The organism is Pseudomonas sp. MWU349, assembly GCF_017947325.1.
Classification (GTDB): domain Bacteria; phylum Pseudomonadota; class Gammaproteobacteria; order Pseudomonadales; family Pseudomonadaceae; genus Aquipseudomonas; species Aquipseudomonas protegens.
This window is the reverse complement of the sequence record NZ_JAFEVP010000007.1, coordinates 166,159-184,122: the sequence shown is the minus strand read 5'-3', so window position 1 is coordinate 184,122 and position 17,964 is coordinate 166,159. Positions and strand designations below refer to the sequence as shown.

15 protein-coding genes are annotated in these 17,964 nt (G+C 64.3%); 8 read left to right on the top strand and 7 right to left on the bottom strand.

All coding sequences use genetic code 11. From position 1 onward, the window contains the following. Positions 1 to 118: 118 nt before the first annotated feature. Positions 119 to 868 (top strand): hypothetical protein, encoded by a 750-nt coding sequence (locus KCG88_RS26495; RefSeq protein WP_047285995.1) that lies wholly within the window; start codon positions 119 to 121, stop codon positions 866 to 868. Positions 869 to 1,190: 322 nt separating this feature from the next. Here the strand turns inward: KCG88_RS26495 and KCG88_RS26490 are convergent, their stop codons facing one another. Then, positions 1,191 to 1,826, bottom strand: a complete 636-nt coding sequence (locus KCG88_RS26490) for an SUKH-3 domain-containing protein (RefSeq protein WP_080965414.1) — start codon at positions 1,824 to 1,826, stop codon at positions 1,191 to 1,193. A gap of 115 nt (positions 1,827 to 1,941) precedes the next feature. Then, positions 1,942 to 3,381: a serralysin family metalloprotease gene (locus KCG88_RS26485; protein WP_210713475.1), complete on the bottom strand. Its 1,440-nt coding sequence runs from the start codon at positions 3,379 to 3,381 to the stop codon at positions 1,942 to 1,944. Between the two features lie 257 nt (positions 3,382 to 3,638). On the opposite strand from KCG88_RS26485, the gene KCG88_RS26480 reads away from it, so the two are divergent. After that, positions 3,639 to 3,935: a hypothetical protein gene (locus tag KCG88_RS26480; protein ID WP_210713474.1), complete on the top strand. Its 297-nt coding sequence runs from the start codon at positions 3,639 to 3,641 to the stop codon at positions 3,933 to 3,935. A 39-nt stretch (positions 3,936 to 3,974) separates the two neighbouring features. Then, a complete protein-coding gene (locus KCG88_RS26475) occupies positions 3,975 to 4,304 on the top strand; it encodes a DHCW motif cupin fold protein (protein ID WP_210713473.1) in 330 nt (109 codons plus the stop codon). 6 nt (positions 4,305 to 4,310) lie between these two features. On the opposite strand, the gene KCG88_RS26470 is transcribed toward KCG88_RS26475, so the two are convergent. Further along, on the bottom strand, positions 4,311 to 6,671 hold the full coding sequence (locus KCG88_RS26470; protein ID WP_210713472.1) for a DNA polymerase II: 2,361 nt from the start codon (positions 6,669 to 6,671) through the stop codon (positions 4,311 to 4,313). A gap of 567 nt (positions 6,672 to 7,238) precedes the next feature. Between KCG88_RS26470 and KCG88_RS26465 the strand changes: the two genes are divergently transcribed. Then, positions 7,239 to 7,568, top strand: coding sequence for a hypothetical protein (locus tag KCG88_RS26465; protein ID WP_041117563.1), 330 nt, complete (start codon positions 7,239 to 7,241; stop codon positions 7,566 to 7,568). A gap of 171 nt (positions 7,569 to 7,739) precedes the next feature. On the opposite strand, the gene KCG88_RS26460 is transcribed toward KCG88_RS26465, so the two are convergent. The 3 genes from KCG88_RS26460 to KCG88_RS26450 all read right to left on the bottom strand — a co-directional run bounded on the left by KCG88_RS26460 (position 7,740) and on the right by KCG88_RS26450 (position 10,956). Beyond that, entirely contained in the window at positions 7,740 to 9,590 is a 1,851-nt protein-coding gene (locus KCG88_RS26460) for an amidohydrolase (protein ID WP_210713471.1), read from the bottom strand. Positions 9,591 to 9,621: 31 nt separating this feature from the next. Continuing rightward, a complete protein-coding gene (locus KCG88_RS26455) occupies positions 9,622 to 10,200 on the bottom strand; it encodes an antibiotic biosynthesis monooxygenase (protein WP_047336461.1) in 579 nt (192 codons plus the stop codon). 114 nt (positions 10,201 to 10,314) lie between these two features. Then, positions 10,315 to 10,956: a hydrolase gene (locus KCG88_RS26450; RefSeq protein WP_011060773.1), complete on the bottom strand. Its 642-nt coding sequence runs from the start codon at positions 10,954 to 10,956 to the stop codon at positions 10,315 to 10,317. Between the two features lie 161 nt (positions 10,957 to 11,117). On the opposite strand from KCG88_RS26450, the gene KCG88_RS26445 reads away from it, so the two are divergent. The 4 genes from KCG88_RS26445 to KCG88_RS26430 all read left to right on the top strand — a co-directional run bounded on the left by KCG88_RS26445 (position 11,118) and on the right by KCG88_RS26430 (position 16,217). Beyond that, on the top strand, positions 11,118 to 12,014 hold the full coding sequence (locus KCG88_RS26445) for a LysR family transcriptional regulator (protein ID WP_210713470.1): 897 nt from the start codon (positions 11,118 to 11,120) through the stop codon (positions 12,012 to 12,014). Between the two features lie 84 nt (positions 12,015 to 12,098). Further along, positions 12,099 to 12,758 (top strand): isoprenylcysteine carboxylmethyltransferase family protein, encoded by a 660-nt coding sequence (locus tag KCG88_RS26440; RefSeq protein WP_047285982.1) that lies wholly within the window; start codon positions 12,099 to 12,101, stop codon positions 12,756 to 12,758. A 643-nt stretch (positions 12,759 to 13,401) separates the two neighbouring features. Then, the gene (locus KCG88_RS26435; protein WP_053150859.1) at positions 13,402 to 14,766 is read left to right on the top strand and encodes a glutamine synthetase family protein; all 1,365 of its coding nucleotides are present in this window, start codon (positions 13,402 to 13,404) and stop codon (positions 14,764 to 14,766) included. Positions 14,767 to 14,903: 137 nt separating this feature from the next. Continuing rightward, the gene (locus tag KCG88_RS26430; protein ID WP_210713469.1) at positions 14,904 to 16,217 is read left to right on the top strand and encodes an FAD-binding oxidoreductase; all 1,314 of its coding nucleotides are present in this window, start codon (positions 14,904 to 14,906) and stop codon (positions 16,215 to 16,217) included. A gap of 84 nt (positions 16,218 to 16,301) precedes the next feature. Here the strand turns inward: KCG88_RS26430 and KCG88_RS26425 are convergent, their stop codons facing one another. After that, on the bottom strand, positions 16,302 to 17,918 hold the full coding sequence (locus tag KCG88_RS26425; protein WP_047285974.1) for a GMC family oxidoreductase N-terminal domain-containing protein: 1,617 nt from the start codon (positions 17,916 to 17,918) through the stop codon (positions 16,302 to 16,304). Between the last annotated feature and the right edge of the window lie 46 nt (positions 17,919 to 17,964).

Sequence of the window (17,964 nt, the reverse complement as noted above, 5' to 3'; positions counted from 1 at the left end):
GGACTTTTCCCGGCCTGTGTCCCCGATCCCCACCACCGGCGGCAGGCGCATGGCGATGGCTTGAATAAAACGCCGCATTGCGCCACTGTCTCGGCACTTTTTCCGGCGGAGACCGAACATGCTGTTGATCTTGCCCGCAGTGGTGGCCCTGGCCCTGATCCTGGTGTTCTGGCGCCGTCAGAAAGCCCTCACGGCCTTGCGTCGGGAAGCCCACATCCGCAATTTCACCCTGCCGCCGCGCTTGTTCGAGCCCCTGCGCACCCAGCACCCGCACCTGAGCCTCAAGGACTGCCAGCTGGTGGCCCAGGGCTTGCGCCAGTTCTTTCTCGCCTACCTCAAGAGCGGCCAGCGCTACGTGTCGATGCCGTCCCAGGTGGTGGACGACCTGTGGCATGAATTCATCCTGCATACCCGGGATTACCAGGCCTTCTGCGACAAGGCCTTCGGCCAGTTCCTCCATCACACACCCGCCGCGGTGCTGGGCCAGAACGCCGAGCAGAAAAGCGACAACGGCCTGCGTCGGGTCTGGCGCCAGGCCTGCCTGGAAGAGAACATCAACCCCGCCCAGCCCAGTCGCCTGCCGCTGCTGTTCGCCCTGGATGCCAAGCTGAAGATTGCCGGGGGCTTTCACTACGTCGCCGACTGCCAGTCCCTGCGGCGCCTGACGGACAACGCCACTACGGCTGCCGTGGTGCACTGCGGCAGCGAGCTGTACAGCAGTTCCTTCGACAGCGACTCCTCCAGCGGCAGCAGCGACGGCGACAGCTCGCGTTTCGGCGGCGATGGTGACAGTGGCGGCAGTGATGGCGGTGGAGGCGACAGCGGCGGTTGCGGTGGGGGCGGTTGTGGCGGCGGGGGTGGCGATTGATCGCCTAGGGCCGCGCCACCGACAGCCCTCAGAATGGATTGCAGCCTGCCGCCTTCGCGGCTTCAGGCGATACCGTCGGACGGAACGGTCCAGGTTCCACAGGGTCTTGCCGCGGGCCTTCGGCGTGACGCTGAGGGTCCATTCGTTGTTCTTCGTACCCGGGTCGAAACGCGCGGCCCAGGTGGCCTAGGCAATGTACTGGAGCAGTGATTTGCCAGGCGCAGGCGCAGTGCCTGTCGTACCCGCGAAGTCCACCGCCTGATCTGCCACTACGTAGCGAAAACGCTGTTGCGGCGACTGGGCGCGATGCCCAGCCCCCACATCAGAGCGCGCGGGCGCGGAAAAAATCGGGCGTTAGAACACGCGGATCGCCAGCTCGAAAACGCTCTCCCCACACCATGACGTCCTCCTGCGATGGCAACAGCATGGGGTGTGATCGATACCCTTTGAGCAGGGCCTCGATGCCTTGGGCAAAATCATGCCCAACAAAAAGCATCATGGACGCGACCAATCCGTTCAAGAACAAACGGCCTTGGCTGTCCAGCCAGAGCTGTCCATGACCATGATGTACATCACCCAAGCAAACAAAGTCGGTGCGCAGCGCTTCTTGCCAGCCATCTACTTGTTCATCGGGGCACGCCGGAGAGCCAAACTCGATGTCACTAGAGGCACACTCCTCCCCCGTGCCGATATGCCCTACGGTCAATTCGCCAAATGCTTGCAGGATGCGAAATGCCGGATGTGCGCGGGGTACGTGACGATCAACCACAACGGCCCTGCCAGGGACCCATCCGGCAGCTCTGAAAAACGGTTCTATGTTCGGAGTCAGGAGATTCATGCGGCGAAGATAATCAAAGTGCAGGAGAAACGCAAAAGCCCTGGATACGGCCCCTGCCGGAACGCTATCCGTTGCTCTGCGCAACAGCTCGACATCCACGGCTATCGACGGCAACGCCATGGCCAGCCCACCCCTGCCTCGGTCATACCTGCCCGGGACCGGGGAGAACAAGGGGGGATAGGGAAGAGTGATGTGGAAGCGGCGCATCGCGCGCCGCTCCACTGTTTCCGATCGATCAGGCGATGATGTCGGTAACGGCCGCCTGGCCCACGGTACCCACGGCGAAGTCCACCGCGCCATGACCGCTCAGGTCGATCATCAGGCTGGTCTGGTTGGTTTCGGCGTAGTAGGTGAGGATCGCGTCGCCGGCGTGGCCGGTGAAGCCGCTGACGAAGTTCAGAGTGGCGTCGGTGGAGGCAAACAGGCCGCTGAGGTCGATCTTGTCCTCGCCACTGACGAAATCCATGATCCAGTCCGGCGCGTCGAAGGTCGAATCCGAGGCCGCGCCGAACACGAAGGTATCGGCCCCTGTCCCGCCCCACAGCGTATCGCCGCCACCACCGCCGTAGAGGATGTCGTTGCCGGCACCGCCTTCCAGGATGTTGGCCACGGCGTTGCCGATCAGCAGGTCATTGCCTGAGCCGCCGATGGCGTTTTCCACGGTCACGCCGTGGGCGATGGAGACGTTGCCCACCAGGCCGCCCACATCGGAGAAACCACCCTCGTTGAGGTTGATCTTCTGGTTCTGGGTGAAACCCGAGAAATCCAGGGTATCGTTGCCGCCGCCGTCCCAGACCGCGAACACCAGCTTGTCCGAAGCGCTGTGGGCGCTGTAGAAGTCCCGACCGGTGTTGGAGTTGAAGCCGTAGACAGTGTCGTCGGCACGGGTTTGCAGGTTGGCGCCATAGAGCTTCTGTACCGCGACGATATCGTCCAGCAACGGCGCCGAGGCGTAGGCACCGCCGCCGTCCTTGCTGAAGTTCTGCCCGGTGTTGCTCTCACTCCAATAGCTCATCAGGCTGTAGCCGCGGGTGTCCTGAGCGTAGGTGACATCCTTGTAGGTGGGGTTGCCGTTGCCGGCGTTGTACACCCCCGGGTGGGACAGGCCCAGGCTGTGGCCGATTTCGTGGGTCAGGGTCTGGCGGCCGTAGTTGCCGTTGCCCGGGGTTTCGTTGACCCGGTACTGGTCGTTGATCAAGTACCAGGACTGGCCATCGTAGCTGCTGCCGGACGGCAGGTAGGCAAAGGCCGCGCCGCCGGTGCTGACGCTGTAGTTGCCGAAGCTCATGTGGCCGTCGCCACCCTTGGCCGCTTCAGTGAAGGTCAGGTTGGCCACGTCCGCCCAGGATTGCAGAGCCAGCAGCGCCTGGGCCTTTTGCAGCGCGCTGAACTCGCTGAAGCTGCCCAGGGCCGGGTTGTAGTTGGCCGGTTTTTCGGTGAGGAAGCTGTAGCTCAGGTCGATCTTGCCGTCGCCGTTCTGGTCGTGCCAGGACAGGCCTTTGCGCAGGATCGAATCCGCCGCCTGGTCGGCGGTGAAGGATGGCTTGCCGTTCACCAGCTCGCTGCCGCCACGGTCATACAGGTGGCTGAAGGCCAGAACTTGCTGGTAGGCATGGCTGGCCTGAGCGGCCGAATCGATGCCGTTGCCGACTGCTTCCGAGAGTGCTTTTGACATTGCTACGTCCTTGTTCCAGACAAAAAATCCGATAGGACAGCTGCGACCCCGCCTGCGAGATCGTCCTATCACTCGCCCATTGAGGCGCTGGAAACCTGACATATCCGTCAGCCGTGAGTCCACGGTTATTTTTGTCCTACAAAGCTCCCCGAGAGGCTCTGGCCCGGGGTAAATTTTCCACTCGCACGAGGGGGCGCCAAGGGATAGGCTAAACACCACAACGGGCCCGCGCGGCCCTCTTTGGATAGGAGTCTGTGATGCGCAAAATCCTGTTTCTGGGCACCTTGATGATCCTTGCCGGCTCGGCCCACGCCGAAGGCATTCCACTGTTCAACGTCTCCTGCCCGGGCAATCTAGCAGTCAGCGCCGACCAGGGCGGCCCGGTTTACATCAACGGCAAAGCAGTCAAGAACAGCGCCGTGGATGACCGGCATTTCCAGGTCAAGACGGCGGAAATCACCCTGTCCATCAGCGTCGAGGACGACGATTCGGTGACCGTCAAGTACACCGACAAGCATGGCGCCAGTGGTCTCTGCGAAGCCGTGGACGACTGAGCCCTCTCCCCTTTTGCCTCACCACCTCAAGAGCCGTGCATGCACATCAGCGCAGTTCCCTTCGCCACCACCGACTGGTCGAGCATCGAAGCCACCGAGCATCCCGGCGAAACCGGCAGCGCCTTCTGGCGCACCCGGCAGTTCGGTGAAATTCGCGTGCGCATGGTGGAATACAGCCCCGGCTACCTGGCCGACCACTGGTGCTCCAAGGGCCACATCCTGTTGTGCCTGGAAGGCGAGCTGCACACCGAACTGGAGGACGGCCGGCGGTTCGTCCTGACCCCGGGCATGAGCTACCAGGTGGCGGACAACGCCGAGCCGCACCGTTCCTTCACCGCCCTGGGGGCCAAGCTGTTCGTGGTGGATTGAAGCGCTTCAGAACAGGCCCATCTGCCCACCCACCAGGGTGCTGAAGTCGTCCTGCACGAACGGCAGGATGGCGTCCGCCACCGGTTGCAACTGGCGGGTCAGGTAGTGCTCGTAGTCGATGGCGGCGCGGCGGTTTTCCAGGGGCTCGGGGCCGGCCAGGGTGATCACGTAGCTGATCCAGCCGCCGTTCTGGTACTGCAGCGGGCGGCCCTGCTCGCGGTTGTATTCGTCCGCCAGGCGCGCCGCGCGGACATGGGGCGGCACGTTGCGCTCGTAGTCGTCCAGGGGCCGGCGCAGGCGCTTGCGGTAGATCAACAGGTCATCCAGTTGCCCGGCCAGGGTGCGTTGCACGTAGTCGCGCACATAGTCCTGGTAGGGCTGGCGGTGGAAGATGCGCTGGTACAGCTCCTGCTGGAATTCCCGGGCCAGGGGCGACCAGTCGGTGCGCACGGTTTCCAGGCCCTTGTAGACCATCTCCTGGCTGCCATCGGCGCGCTGCACCAGGCCGGCGTAGCGCTTCTTGCTGCCCTCCTCGGCGCCACGGATGGTGGGCATCAGAAAGCGTTTGTAGTGGGTTTCGAACTGCAACTCCAGAGCGCTTTCCAGGCCGTACTCTTGCTGCAGATGCTCGCGCCACCACTGGTTGACGTGGGCCACCAGGGCGCGGCCGATCAGGCCGGCCTGCTCCTCGTCATGCAGGCCGCCGAGCCAGACGAAGGTGGAGTCGGTGTCGCCGTAGATCACCTGATGCCCCTGGGCCTCGATCAGTTGCCGGGTGCGGGCCATGATCTCGTGGCCACGCAGGGTGATGGAGGACGCCAGGCGCGGGTCGAAGAAGCGACAACCGCTGGAACCCAGCACGCCGTAGAAGGCGTTCATGATGATCTTCAACGCCTGGGACAGCGGCGCATTGTGCTCGCGCTTGGCCACTTCGCGGCCCTCGGCGACCCGGGTCACGATCGAGGGCAGGCAATGCCGGGTGCGGGAGAAGCGCGCGCCGCGAAAGCCCGCTACCGAATGCTGCTCGTCCGGTTGGCGCAGGCCTTCCACCAGCCCCACAGGGTCGATCAGGAAACTGCGGATGATCGAGGGGTACAGGCTCTTGTAGTCCAGCACCAGCACCGACTCGTAGAGCCCGGGCCGCGAATCCATGACAAAGCCGCCGGGGCTGGCCTGGGGCGGCAGCTCACCGAGGTTGGGCGCGACAAAACCCTGGCGGTGCATCAGCGGCATGTACAGGTGGGTAAAGGCCGCCACCGAACCGCCGCTGCGGTCGGCGGGCAGGCCGGTGACCGTGGCCCGCTCCAGGAGGAAGGTCAGCAACTCGGTCTTGGCGAAGATCCGCGTCACCAGCTCGCAGTCCTTGAGGTTGTAGCGGGCCAGGGCCGGCTTGTCCTCGGCAAACATGCGGTTGATTTCGTCCATGCGCTGGTAGGGGTTGTCGATGGACTTGCCCTCCCCCAGCAACGTCTGGGCGACGTTTTCCAGGCTGAAGGATGGAAAGCTCCAGGTCGCCGAACGCAACGCCTCGATGCCATCGATGATCAAGCGGCCGGCGGCCGAGGCGAAATAGTGGGTACGGCTGCCGTGCTCGCGCCACTGCATTTCCTCGCCGCCCCGCCCCAGGCGCAGCGGCACCGCCAGGCGCCGGGCATGTTCGTGGAGCACGCGCAGGTCGAACTGCACCAGGTTCCAGCCGATGATCGCGTCGGGGTCATGCTCGGCCAGCCACTGGTTGAGCCTCTCCAGCAACTGCTCGCGGCTGGCGCAGAACTCCAGGTCGAAATCCACCGCACTGTCGTCGTCCCGGGCCTTGCCGAGCATGTACACCTGGCGCTGGCCGCAACCTTCCAGGGCAATGGAATACAACTCGCCGCGCTCGCTGGTCTCGATGTCCAGGGACACCAGCTTGAGGCTCGGCCGGTAGTCTGGCGCCGGCTTCATCTGCGCCTCCAGCAACAAGCCATCGGGCCCTGGCTGGCCGCCGAAAGACACCGGCGCGGTGATGAAACGCTCCATCAGGTAGCGCTCGGGCGGCCGCACATCGGCCTCGAACACCTCGACCCCGGCGCGCCGCAGGGTCTTTTCCAGGCGCATCAGCTGATTGTGCTGCGGGCAGTACAGGCCTAGCACCGGGCGCTGGTGGAAGTCACGCAGCTGCAAGGGGCGCAGTTGCACATCCGGGTCGTCGGTCAGCAAGCGCTCGGCCTGGGCCCGCTGCGCCGCCGGGACAAAGGCCACGGAGGTCTGCAACGGCAAGCGGATCTGGCGCGGCCCCTGGTCGGTGGCCAGCCAGAAATCGACTTGCGTGCCCGCCGGCGTATCGCGCCAGTGCCGGGTCAGGACGAAGCCTTGTTGTACATCCACCGCTGCAACCTCAGAACATTTCAAGGCGCCGATTCTACCTGCCCAGCCCTGCGTTGGGGGGCCGGGTGATGGCTTTTCGGCTTTTGTCAGACAATATGTAGTGCCTTGAATTTTTCACTACAAAACCGTTGACGAGAGGATTTCAGCCTTGCATGATGCAGACGTCTCCCCGATCGGGGGACGAGGCAAAGGTGTTATGAGCAAGCTCGTCTGACCGCCGAGCTGTGACCCGGATGTGTACTGCCCACAAGGCAGATTGATGAAACTGACCTGGCATTGACCGTCCAGTACCACGACGGGAAGCCGGCGAAAACTCTTCAAGATGCTTGTGGCCGATGGTGAGAATGTCGGCAGCTTCATCCAGGTTTACGCTGCTTCTCTTCGTTGTGACGCTATTGCGTAGCAGTTAATCAAGGCAACTACACGCATCAGGCTCTGGGCCTTATCTGTATCCGACAGACACCCTCTGTCGCCCTGTTTCCGGTATCAGGGTTCAACTTACCGACGTAGCAAGATGAATTAGCGAATCAACTTAGATAGATCGATAAATGGTCAAGGGGGCTACAAATGAATCTTAATAATCAACCCACTATTGATGAATTGGCACGTATGTTCGCCGCACAGAAAGACAGCCACGACAGCCACATCCTGTGGATCGCCAAGTCGGGCCAAGTGCATATCGACTGCCTGTCGCCCCATAGCCATGAAGCAGAGTTCGACCAGAACAACCGGGAGCTGGCGGCCCGCCTGAAGATGTACCGCCGCGGCCAGGGCTACGTCGGCAAGAAAGCCGCCGCCGACAAGGACTTCATCGGCCGAGTCCTGGAGACCCTGAAAGCCGAATGGCAATCGCTGCGGGATAAGTCGGAAGTTCGGGTCATTGATCGGTTCTGCTAAGTAACACGATCAATTCGTTAATCACCAACTAGTTGTTTAAACAATTGAATGGGCGCTCTTCATGAGCGCCCATTTTTATTTAAGCCCATTTCAAACCCGTAGGAGCCGGCTTGCCGGCGAAAGCGGTGCTAGCCTTGAAACCGCCTTCACTGGCAAGCCAGCGCCTACAACTCAGAACGCAAAACACGAACACCCAAACGCCCCCCAGAACCCCTGGAAGTCACTCACCGGTACATTGGACATACGCGCTTTCTGGTGCCCGTGGGCATGCACTGCGCACGGTCCGCTGCACTGGTGCACCTGGTTCTGCAACGGTGCGTTGGGCTTCCAATGCCCAGGCACCTTGACCACCGGCGACCAGTCCGGGGTCACCGGCAGGCTCGGTGGGGCCAGTTTTTCGAAGTCGCCGGCAGCATGGACCACCTTGCCACCCACCACGGTGAGCAGGGACTCGATCCACTTGATCGCCTCTTCCTCGACGCTGAAGTAGTCCGCCGACAGGGCCACCAGGTCCGCCAGTTGCCCGACCTTGATCTGGCCCTTCTTGCCCTGCTCCGAGGAGAACCAGGCGCTGCCGTGGGTGTAGAGCTCCAGCGCGGTGTCGCGGCTCAGGCCCTGGGGATAGAGTTCCAGCCCGCCGACAGTCCGGCCGCTGACCATCCAGTACAGCGAGGTCCAGGGGTTGTAGCTGGAGACTCGGGTGGCGTCGGTGCCGGCGCCCACCGGCACGCCTTCGGCGAGCATGCGCTGGATCGGCGGGGTCATCTCAGCGGCCTTGGCGCCGTAGCGCTCGACGAAGTACTCGCCCTGGAAGGCCATGCGGTCCTGGATCGCGATGCCGCCGCCCAAGGCCCTCACCCGTTCGATGTTCTTCGGGCTGATGGTTTCCGCATGATCGAAGAACCACGGCAGGCCGTTGAAGGGAATGTCGCGGTCGACCTTCTCGAACACATCGAGCATCCGCGAGATGGATTCATCGTAGGTGGCGTGCAGACGGAACGGCCAGCGTTGCTCCACCAGGTGGCGCACCACCGGTTCCAGTTCCTGCTCCATGCTCTGCGGCAAATCGGGACGCGGTTCGAGGAAGTCCTCGAAATCCGCAGCGGAAAACACCAGCATCTCCCCTGCCCCGTTATGCCGCAGGAAGTCGTCGCCCTGGCCGTAGGTGACACTGGAGGTCCAGTGCTTGAAGTCCGCCAGTTCTTCCTTGGGCTTCTGGGTGAACAGGTTGTAGGCAATGCGCACGGTCAATTGCTGCTGGGCCGCCAACTGGTTGATCACCTGATAGTCGTCGGGGTAGTTCTGGAAGCCGCCGCCGGCATCGATAGCGCTGGTGACCCCCAGGCGGTTGAGCTCGCGCATGAACTGGCGGGTCGAGTTGACCTGGTACTCCAACGGCAGCTTGGGCCCCTTGGCCAGGGTCGCGTACAGAATCATCGCATTAGGGCGGGCGATCAGCATGCCGGTGGGGTTGCCGTTGCCATCGCGGACGATCTCGCCCCCCGGCGGGTTCGGCGTGTTGCGGTCGTAGCCCACCACTCGCAGCGCGGCGCGGTTGAGCAAGGCGCGGTCATACAGGTGCAGGACGAACACCGGGGTATCCGGCGCCGCCTGGTTCAGTTCTTCCAGGGTCGGCATGCGTTTCTCGGCAAACTGGAATTCGTTCCAGCCGCCCACCACCCGTACCCACTGCGGCGCCGGGGTGCGCAGGGCCTGTTCCTTGAGCAGGCGCAGGGCGTCGGCCAGGGACGGCACGCCTTCCCAGCGCAGCTCCAGGTTATAGTTCAGGCCGCCGCGGATCAGGTGCAGGTGCGAGTCATTGAGCCCGGGGATCACCGTGCGCCCCATGAGGTCGACGACCTGGGTGCCGGCGCCGCGCAGGGCCATGGCCTGGGCATCATTGCCCACGGCGATGAAGCGCCCGTCCTTGATCGCCACCGCGCTGGCCCGGGGTTTGTCCCGGTCCACGGTGTGCAGGCGGCCGTTGAACAGAATCAGATCGGCAATTGCATCGGGTTTCATGGCATTGCTCCAAACGAAGGTCGGGAAGGAATCAGGCCGCATTGCGCGGCTGCAGCCAGCGGCTGAACAGGCGCGTGACCCGGGGCATGAAGACGTAGACCACCAGCAGCACGATGCTCAGGGTGATCAGCACCGTGGCCGGCACGTAGCCGCCAAGCCAGGGCAGTTGAGCGAACACCGGTTTCCACAGCTGCGGCACCAGAAAGCTCAGCGGCAGGATCACCAGGAAGGTCACACACGCCTGCTTCCAGCGCGGCGGCGGGGTCGGTGCGCCGCCGTCCTGGGGGGTAAACCAGAATTCGCGATCGGCGTTGATTTCGGTCTGGTCGCCGTCGGCCAGCAGGTGCTGGGCCTGTTGCACCAGCTCGCGGCGGTCGGCGGAATCCAGCCAGTGCTGCAACTGTTCGGTGCTGGCAAAGCGCAGCACGCTGGTGAACAGCCCGAGGCCGCCGCTGTGGCCACGTACCACGTCGATGCCCAGGTGCCCCGGATAGCTGCGGGCCTTGGCGATGATCTGCCGCAGCCAGGTTTCATAGGCCTGATCCTGGCCCTGCTTGATCCGGTGGCGCACCAGCAGGGTCACGACACCGTCGGTGAGTTCGATGTTCATCAGAAGGCTCCAGGGTCTGCGAGGAGATGCATTTGCGCATCACAGTTAAGGCCCGTAAGCGCTGGCTTGCCAGCGAAGCGGTCGGTGCGATCGCATTCGCCGGCCAGACGGCGCCTACAGCTGACGTTGCGGGGCCTTGTGCACCATGCTGTAGGCGTAGTCCACGCCCATGCCGTAGGCACCGCTGTGTTCCAGTACCAGGCCCATGACCGCGTCGTAGCTGTCCTTGTGCGCCCAGTCGCGCTGGTACTCCAGCAGCACCTGCTGCCAGGTCACCGGCACCGCGCCGGCCTGGATCATCCGCTGCACGGCCATGTCGTGGGCCTCCTGGCTGGTGCCGCCAGAAGCGTCGGTGACGATGTACACCTCATAACCTTCGGCCATGGCCTCCAGGGCCGGGAAGGTCAGGCAGACCTCGGTCCACAGCGCCGCCATCACCAGTTTCTTGCGCCCGGTGGCCTTCACCGCCTCCACCAGCTTGCGGTCTTCCCAGGAGTTCATCGACGTGCGCTCGATGGGCTGCTGGCCGGGGAACACCGCCAGCAGTTCCGGCCAGATGTAGCCACTGAAGCTTTCGGTCTCCACCGAGGTAAGGATGCTCGGCACGTTGAAGATCCTGGCCGCCTTGGCCAGGGCCACGGTGTTGTTCTTCAGGGTCTGGCGATCGATCGATTGCACACCGAAGGCCATCTGCGGCTGGTGGTCGATGAGGATCAGGGCGGAGTTGGTCGGGTTGAGCAATTCACGAATGGACATGGCGCGTTCCTTTTGCAGTCAGAGAGTGAGGGTCGAACATGACCGGCTGATGGCGCTGCTTGCGCCCCGTGGCGTCCGGCTTGGTGGCTAATCTAGGGCCTGGCCGAAAAAGGAACAATTACCTAAAATAGAGAATCATTGATTCTAAAATAGGGACAATCATGGACCGTATCGAATGCATGCGCGCCTTCGTCGTCACCGTCGACGAAAACGGCTTTGCCGCGGCCGCCCGCGCCATGGACGTGCCCCGCTCCAAGGTCAGCAAACAGATCCAGGCACTGGAAGAAGCCATCGGCGTGCAACTGCTGCAACGCACCACCCGCAGCCTGCGCCTGACCGAAGCCGGCGCCGAGTACTACGAAAGCGTTCGCGAAGTGCTGGCCACGGTGGACGAAGCCGAACAGCGCGCACGCGATGGCATCGCCGAGTTGCGCGGAGTGCTGCGGGTCAATGCACCGATGTCCTTCGGTCTGCGTCGGCTCGGGCCGCTGGTGCCGCTGTTCCACGAACAGCATCCGCTGATCGAGTTGCAGCTGGTGCTCAGCGACCAGCAGGTGGACCCGCTGCGCGGTGGCTTCGATGTCACCCTGCGCATTGCCAGCCTGCCGGACTCGTCCATGGTGGCCCGCCAGCTGGCACCGGCACCGCGGATCATGGTGGCCTCCCCCGCCTACCTGGCCCGGGCCGGCACCCCGCGCCAGCCCAAGGACCTGAGCAGCCACCAGTGCCTGAACTATGGCTACCTGCAAAGCGGCGTCAGCCTGCAATTGAGCAACGGCAGTGACGTGCAGCGGGTGCATGTCACCGGGCCGCTGCACGCCAACAACGGCGACCTGCTGGCCCAGGCCGCCGAGGCCGGCATGGGCATCGCCCTGCTGCCGGATTTCATCGTCGAGGACGCCCTGGCGGCCGGGCGCCTGGTGCCGGTGCTCTGCGAATGGCAGGCGCCGCCCATCAGCATCAACGTGGTCTACCCCTCGGCGCGGCGGGTGCCGCAGAAAACCCGGGCCTTCATCGACTTTCTGGCAGGGCTCCTGACCCAAAAAACCTCGGGCTGAACCTTGCAGCGGACGAACGTACGCCTTCACCCGCAGGCGGGCTCCTACACTCAACACAGGTTCCTGCTACTGGCGCAGCGCATCATGAAAATCTCCCTCAGGCTGGCCGCCTCCAGCCTCCTCGGCGCCCTCGCCTACCTGGGCCTGGCGATCTGGGGCATGGGCGGTTTCGCCGCCTTCTTCGGCCATCCCCAGTTGACCCTGATCGCCCTCGCCACCCTGCTGATGGTGATCGCCGCGCTGTACAGCGAAGTCAACCTGAGCAGCGGCGAGCAGGAAGACCAGGGCAACCGCTGGGTGCTGCCGGTGTTCGGGGTGATCGGCCTGTTGAGCGGCTTCGTCCCGGCCTACAGCGACCGTATCGATTTCTGCACCTTCGGCGGCGAAGGCCTGCGCTGGTTCGGGGCCTTGCTGTTCATCCTCGGCGGCGTGCTGCGGCTGTGGCCGGTGTTCATCCTCGGCCGGCGCTTCAGCGGGCTGGTGGCGATCCAGCCCAACCACCGCCTGGTGGTGGACGGCCTCTACCGCCACCTGCGCAACCCCAGTTACCTGGGCCTGCTGGTGAACGCCCTGGGTTGGGCCCTGGCGTTTCGCTCGGGGCTGGGGTTGTTGCTGGCAGCACTGACCCTGGTCCCGCTGATCGCGCGGATTCACGCCGAGGAGGCCTTGTTGCTCAAGCATTTCGGCGAGGAATACGAGGCCTATTGCGCCCGCAGCTGGCGCCTGCTGCCGGGCCTGTACTAAGGCTCTGTAAAAAAAATCAGACACGCCAGGCAGCCGGGACGCGCCGCTCTAGCACGCGGCTTTGATCATGAAGGCAAGCCTCTCGCCAAGGGGCTTGTGCCCTTTACCCCCCTTACATTGGCCTGCGCTTTCTTGCAGTATTGATCCGCCCTGGAGGCTCGCCACAGCAGTTCGCATCCTCCAGCGCCCGGTGTAAACCAAGAATAATCACCCCGAACTCGACAGCGAGATCACCCGGCAGATGCATCCCCAGAGCCCGTTCCACGGATTGGCCTGCACCCGCTCCACGGCCCCGCGCCTTGGCGGTGGTACGCTTGTCGACGCTTGCATTGCACTGCCCTGCCACTCCCCGCTGCACCCTGCCCAACGCCTTCATGAGGTGCATGAGGTGCGCGCTGGCGTCATCGGTTTTCTCTTCCTGGACAGGCCCTGCCCATGAAGCTTCTGGTCAACCTGCCCATGGCCCTGTGCCGTTCCCGCCTGCGCCATTCCTCACGCCCTCCGGATCACTCGCCGCTGGCCTGATCGCGCTCCTGCGTGGTCCCTCCCAGACCTGATTTCTGCCCTTGCAACCGGCCCGTGCGCGGCGTCGTTGCAGGACCTGAAAACCTGCGCGCCCCACGGGCGCCAAGCGAGTACAAACATGAATTTTGCAGCCCTAGACGAAGCCCGGAGTTTCCTCGCGGCCAACCCCGATATCGACATGATCGAGCTGTTCATCCTCGACGCCAACGGCGTGCCCCGGGGCAAGCTGTTGCACCGCGAAGAACTGCTGGCGGTGTACGAAAGCGGCCGGCCCCTGCCCAGCACCATCCTTGGCCTGACCCTCAACGGCGACGACGTGGAGAACTCCGGCCTGGTCTGGGATGTGGGCGATATCGACTGCCGTGCCTACCCCCTGGCCGGCAGCCTGGTACGCCTGCCCTGGCGGCAGATCCCTACCGCCGCGGTGCAGGTCAGCATGCACCCCCAGGAGGGCCTGCCCGCCAGCATCGCCGACCCGCGCCACCTGCTGATCAAGGTGATCGACGGGCTCAAGGCCGAGGGTTACCACCCGGTGATGGCCTGCGAGCTGGAGTTCTACCTGCTGGACGCCAAGCGCGACGGCAATGGCCGGCCGCAACCGGCGCTGGACGCCGATGGCGGTCGCCCGCGCAGCACCCAGGTCTACGGCCTGCGCGAGCTGGAGCAGATCGAGCCGTTCCTCGCCGACCTCTACGCCGCCTGCAAACTGCAGGGCATTCCAGCGCGCACGGCGATCTCCGAATACGCCCCGGGCCAGGTGGAAATCACCCTGGAGCACGGCGATGCCCTGGAGGCCATGGACCAGGCGGTGCGCTACAAACGCCTGGTCAAGGCCGTGGCCCACAAGCACGGGATGCAGGCCACCTTCATGGCCAAACCCTTCGATCACCTGGCCGGCACCGGCATGCACATGCACGTGAGCATCGCCGACGCCGCGGGCCGCAACCTGTTCGCCAGCCAGGACCCGGCCGGCACCCCGCTGTTGCGCCAGGCGGTGGGTGGCATGCTCGCGTCCCTGCTGGAGTCGCTGCTGCTGTTCTGCCCCAACGCCAACTCCTACCGGCGTTTCCAGAGCAACAGCTACGCGCCCCTGGCCCCCACCTGGGGCGTCGACAACCGCACCGTGAGCCTGCGGGTGCCCGGCGGCCCGGCCAATAGCCGGCACATCGAGCACCGCATCTGCGGTGCCGACGCCAACCCTTACCTGGCAGCGGCGGCGATTCTCGCCGGCATCCATCGCGGCCTGCGGGAAAACCTCGACCCCGGCGAGCCGGTACAGGGCAATGGCTACGCCCAGGCCACCGAGCTGCTGCCCACCGACTGGCTGACCTCGCTGGTGGCCCTGGAGCAATCGGCCTGGGCACGGGATGCCCTGGGCTCCGAGTTCCTCGGTGTGTACCTGGCGGTCAAGCGTGCCGAGTACCGCCAGTTCATGGCCGAAGTCGGCGAGCAGGACTGGCGCTGGTACCTGACCCAGGCCTGAGGTCCGTTGCCGATCTGCCGTGCAGGGCTCAGGCGCCTCCATTGCGTGCCGAACCCGCCGGCCCATCGACCGATTTCAAAGCCCTGGCCGCTGCCTGCCCGCAGCGGCCCGGCTCACTTTTTTGCGAGGTTCTATCCATGACAGCCGCCTTCGATCCGCGGACCCCGGCAGCCGAGCGCTGCCCCAGCTACTACAGCGCCACCCTGAACCAGGAAACCCACTACCCGACCCTGCAAGGCACTCATCAAGTGGATGTGGTGATCATCGGCGGCGGCTTCACCGGCGTCGCCAGCGCGGTGGAACTGGCCGAGCGCGGCCTGAAAGTCGCCATCGTCGAAAGCCACAAGATCGGCTGGGGCGCCACCGGGCGCAATGGCGGCCAGGTCACCGGCAGCCTCTCCGGCGATGAAGCCATGCGCAAGCAGATGCGCCGCAAACTGGGCGAAGAAGTGGACGATTTCATCTGGCACCTGCGCTGGCGCGGGCACCAGATCATCCAGCAGCGAGTGGAAAAATACGCCATTGCCTGCGACCTCAAGCACGGCCACCTGCACGCGGCCTACAAGCCCAGCCACCTGCCGGGCCTGCGCGCCGACTACGAAGAAGCGGTGCGCCGCGGCATGGGCGACGAGGTCAGCCTGCTGGACCGGGCCCAGGTCCGCGAACTGCTGGAAAGCGAGCTCTACCACGGCGCTATCAAGAACACCCGCAACCTGCACCTGCATCCGTTGAACCTGTGCATCGGCGAGGCCCGGGCCGCCGAAAGCCTGGGAGCGCTGATTTTCGAACACAGCGAAGTGCTGGAGATCATCCACGGCGAGCGCCCGGCGGTGGTCACCGCCCAGGGCCGCATCGACGCCCGGCAAGTGCTGCTGGCGGGCGATGTGTACCACAAGCTGGAACCGAAGAAACTCAAGGGCAAGATCTTCCCCGCCATGGGCGGCATCGTCACCACCGAGCCCTTGGGCGACCTGGCCAAGCGCCTCAACCCCGAGGACCTGGCGGTCTACGACTGCCGCTTCGTACTCGACTACTACCGCATGACCGCCGACGGCCGCCTGCTGTTCGGCGGCGGCGCCAACTACAGCGGCAAGGACTCGCGGGACATCGCCGGCGAACTGCGCCCGTGCATCGAACGCACCTTCCCGGCGCTCAAGGGCGTAGGCATCGATTTCCAGTGGAGCTGCGCCATGGGCATCGTGATCAACCGCATCCCGCAACTGGGCAAGCTCTCGGACAACGTCTGGTACTGCCAGGGCTACTCCGGGCACGGCGTGGCCACCACCCATATCATGGGCGAGATCATGGCCCAGGCCCTGACCGGCCACCTCGGCCACTGCGACACCTTCGCCGCCTGCCAGCACATCCGCGTGCCCTTCGGCGACCAGTTGGGCAACCCGATGCTGGCGGCGGGCATGTGGTACTACCAGATGCTGGAGAAACTGCGCTGAACCCGGGCCCGCCAAAAGCCCGCTACGGCTGAACCGCGCGTGCCTCTTTGCATCGACTGCGTCGTGTGCAGGCTTGGGCAGCGGCTACAGGGCGTCCTCGAGGATCAGGTCGGCGCCCTTTTCCGCCACCATCAGTACCGCCGCATGGGTGTTGCCGGAGGTGACGTTGGGGAAGATCGAGGCATCGACAATGCGCAGCCCCGCCAGGCCATGCACCTTCAGACGCTTGTCCACCACCGAGCGCTGCTCGTCGCTGCCCATGGCGCAAGAGCCGCACAGGTGGTAGATCGAGCCACTGTTCTCGCGAAAGTACTGCAGCATCTGCTCATCACTGGCCACTGCCGGCCCCGGTAGCACCTCATCCACCGTTATGCTCTTGAGCGCCGGGGCCTGCATGATCTTGCGCAACAGTCGGCTGCCCTGGATCGCTTCGGCAATGTCCTTGTCGGTGCTCAGGTAGTTGGGGTCGATCAGCGCCGCATCCCGAGGGTTCTTCGAAGCAATCCGGATGCTGCCGCGGCTGGTGGGCCGGCAGGGATTGAAGCACAGCAGGAAGCCGGAATACGGCTCGGGCTTGAGGCGGGCCTTGTTGCTCTTGGGAATCTGGTACGACAGCGGATTGAAGTACAACTGCAGGTTGGGGTGTGCTTGCCCGGCGTCGCCCCGGAAGAAACCGCCGGCCTGGTTGACGCTCATGGCCAGCGCGCCCTTGCGGGTCAGCAGGTATTGCAGGCCCAGCTTGAGCTGGCCGAACAGCGAGCTGAGCTGGTCGTTGAGGGTGGGCACATTGGCTTTGTAGTAGTAGCTGACGCACAGGTGGTCCTGCAGGTTCTGCCCCACCGCCGGCAGGTGCCGCACCTGAGGAATCTGGTGCTGGGCCAATAACTCGCGGTCACCGACCCCGGACAGTTGCAGGATCTTCGGTGTGTCCACGGCGCCAGCGCAGAGGATCACTTCCCGGCGGGCGCTGAAGGTCCGGGTGACCCCGTGCTGGGTGACCACGACACCCACAGCCCGCTGTTGCAGGTCGTCGAACAGCACCCGGTCCACCAGGGCATGGAGCTCGACCTTGAGGTTCGGCCGGCCCAAGGCCGGGTGCAGGTAGGCAAAGCTGCTGGAACAGCGCTGGCCATTGCGGGTGTTGACGTCGTAGATCCCCGCGCCCTCGAACGTAGCGCCATTGAAGTCTTCACTGCGGGCATAGCCCAGCTCCTCGCACCCCTTGAGAAAGGCATCGCAGATCGGATGGGTCTGGCCCTTCATTGGGGTAATGCTGATGGGGCCGCTGGCGCCGTGGTACTGGCTGTCTCCCAGCGGATGATTCTCCAGCTTGCGGAAATACGGCAGCACGTCAGCAAAGCTCCAGCCGTCGTTACCGTTGGCCGCCCAGTCATCGAAATCATGGGCCTGGCCACGCACGTAGATCATCGCGTTGATCGAGCCGGAGCCGCCCTGGACCTTACCCCGCGGGGCATAGATCGCCCGTTCGGCGAGCTGTTTCTGCGGCTGGCTGTAGTACATCCAGTTGAAGGTGGGGTTGTAATACATCTTGGCGAACCCCACCGGGATCTTGAACCAGAACGAGGAGTCCTTGCCCCCCGCTTCCAGCAGCAGGACCGAGTATTGGCCCGAGGCCGAGAGCCGGTTGGCGAGGATGCAGCCGGCAGCGCCGGCGCCAGCGATGATGTAGTCGTATGTCATGCAGGGTTACCGCTCAGATCGTGTTGAAGGCAGCCGTAGCGGCTGC